Origin of the sequence: Mesorhizobium sp. M1328 (genome assembly GCF_040318075.1) — a bacterium.
GTDB lineage: Bacteria > Pseudomonadota > Alphaproteobacteria > Rhizobiales > Rhizobiaceae > Mesorhizobium.
The window spans coordinates 1-2,588 of the sequence record NZ_JAMYLO010000066.1 but is presented as its reverse complement, the minus strand read 5'-3'; the positions used below and the strand labels follow the sequence as shown (position 1 = coordinate 2,588).

The following is a 2,588-nucleotide window of genomic DNA, read 5'->3' as shown; positions in this document are numbered from 1 at the left end:
CCATCTCGGGGTCATTCTGCCCATGTTGGGCAGGAGGTCGAAGTCCATTATCGTTGGCATCCGTATTTCGGACGCCGGCTTCGCTGCGAGAACAGCGAAGAACGCGCGAACGGTCGGATCATTCATCTCGTCGTCGTGCCGGGGCATGTCATTACCGCTCCCGCCTGGATGGTCGATCCGGTGGCTTGCGCGACAATGGACCTGGGCTCCCCGCGCGTATCGCTTGCCGCGCTGCTTGAGCTTCACAAGCTCTTGATCGAACGCCGTTTCCGGCGAGGCTCTCCGGATGGTTTCACCATCGCGGAGGCGCAACATGAGAACCCTGCCACCCCCGACACGATCTCTCGTGGTCGTTCGCCAACTCAGCTTGCCGCTCGACTCGCAGAAGCTGAACGGGCTGAGTTCAGCGCAACGGACCATAGTGATCGCCCGGCTCGCCAACGTACTGATGGCCGCCGCCGGCGTGGCAACGGAGGAGGAGAGCTGCGATGACGAGCGGTAATCTGATTCCGACTGCCGTCCTCAAGCGCAAGGCCGTCGTCTATGTCCGTCAGTCCACTCAGGCGCAGGTCCAGCTCAACCTTGAGAGCCAGCGTCGGCAATATGAGCTTGTCGACGTCGCGCGGCGCTGGGGATTCCGCAAAGTAGAGGTGATCGACGAGGATCTGGGACGAACCGCAAGCGGGGCCGTGGAGCGGCCCGGTTTCGAGCGCCTGGTCGACGATCTGTGCACCGGCCAGGTCGGCGCCGTGCTTTGCCTGGAAGCGTCCCGTCTGTCGCGCAACGGGCCGGACTGGCATCGGCTGCTCGAGTTGTGCGGCGAAGTCGATGCACGCGTGATCGATCTGGACGGGATTTACGATCCAGGATTGCCGAACGATCGACTGCTGCTCGGTATGAAGGGCAGCATCAGCGAGTTCGAGCTCGGCGTGCTGCGTGCCCGCATGTACGAGGCCGCCCGCGCCAAGGCACAGCGCGGGGAACTGCGCATCTCCGTGCCCTTCGGCTATGTCTGGCACCGCGATTACGGTCTCGGGTTCGATCCCGACATGCGCCTGCAGGAGACCATTCGCCTGATATTCGCGCGCTTCCGCGAACTCGGCAGTGCGCGCCAGGTCCTGATCTCGATGATCGACGATGGCGTGCATTTCCCCAGACCCTCGGACGGCAAGAAGATGGTGTCCTTCGACTGGGTTCCGATCCGCTACCGCAACGTGATCTCGATCCTGAAGAACCCATTCTACGCCGGCGCCTATGTCTATGGTAAGAGCGAGAAGCGCACTGAGATCGTCGATGGCCGCGTTCGCAAGAGCTATGGCCATTACAAGCCGGCTAGCGAGTGGGCGGTGGTGCTCAACGACCATCACGAAGGCTACATCGGATGGAACGAGTACGAACGGAACCAGGAACTGCTCGCGGCCAACGCTTATGGCAAAGCCGGCGGCGTCAAGTCGGGCCGCGGCGGTCGCGCGCTGCTCCCGGGTCTCATCTCCTGTGGTCGATGCGGGCGAAGACTGGTTGTCATGTATGCCGGACGCGGCCAAGGTTATCCGGTATATCGCTGCGAGCGCGGCAACCTCATGATGGCACAGGCGCGATGCATGTCGTTCAACGGCTTTCGCACCGACGCGGCGGTGACCCGCGAAGCGCTGGAGGCGGTTGCGCCGATGGCGATCGAAGCGGCGTTGGAGGCTGAACGGATGCAGCTGGAGAGCGAAGCCAAGCGGCGGCAGATGATCGAGATGGACCTGCAGCAGGCGCGCTATGAGGCATCGCTCGCCGAGCGCCGCTATGCCGCTTGCGACCCGGAGAACCGGCTTATTGCGGCCCAGCTCGAGAGGAGTTGGGAAGCCACGCTCAGGCGCGTGGAGACCTGCGAGGCCCGGCTGAGCGAAATCCAGCGTGTGGAGCCTGTCGACGCGGTTCCGGACTTCACGGGTCTCGCCAAGGATCTTGAAGCCGCTTGGAATGCGCCGGGTGTCGACATGCGCTGTCGTCAGCAACTGCTGCGCGCACTCATCAAGGACATCGTGGCGGACGTCGATGACGATGCGCGCGACGTGATCTTGACCATCCACTGGCATGGAGGCCAGCACTCGCAGGTACGGGTTCGCAAGCCCAAATCCGGAGAGCATGGCCAGCGTACGCCTGAAGAGGCCCTGGCGATCATGCGATCCATGGCAACGCGGTGGTCGGATGCCGAAATCGCGGCCACGCTTAACCGCATGGGCATGCAGACCGGTCAGGGAAAGACCTGGACTGCTCGGCGCGTCCAATCGCTACGCACAGTGCACAAGATCAGCGGCTATCGATCTTCCGACAAAAATGGCGAATGGCTCACCATGTCGGACGCGGCCGCTAGGCTCCGTGTGTCGCACGTCAAGATCCGCCGCTTCATCAGGGACGGCATATTGCCCGCCGAACAGGTCATGCGCGGTGCGCCCTACCAAATCCGCGCCAGTGACCTTGAAGATGAACGGATCCAAGCCGATTTGGCGCGCAATACTCCACGTCGCACCCACGACGACAACCAGGAATCGCTGTTTTCCGCCATTTGAAAAGGAGGTGCATAATGAATCAGTCTTCGC

General features: G+C 62.5%; 2 protein-coding genes. Both read left to right on the top strand.

The window, feature by feature from the left end; translation table 11 throughout:
• On the top strand, positions 1-492 hold a 492-nt coding region (locus NKH23_RS34300; protein ID WP_353036765.1), incomplete at its 5' end, for a hypothetical protein.
• Complete coding sequence (locus tag NKH23_RS34295; protein WP_353036763.1) at positions 489-2,558, top strand: recombinase family protein; 2,070 nt, start codon at positions 489-491, stop codon at positions 2,556-2,558. The genes NKH23_RS34300 and NKH23_RS34295, both read left to right, overlap by 4 nt.
• Positions 2,559-2,588 lie beyond the last annotated feature (30 nt).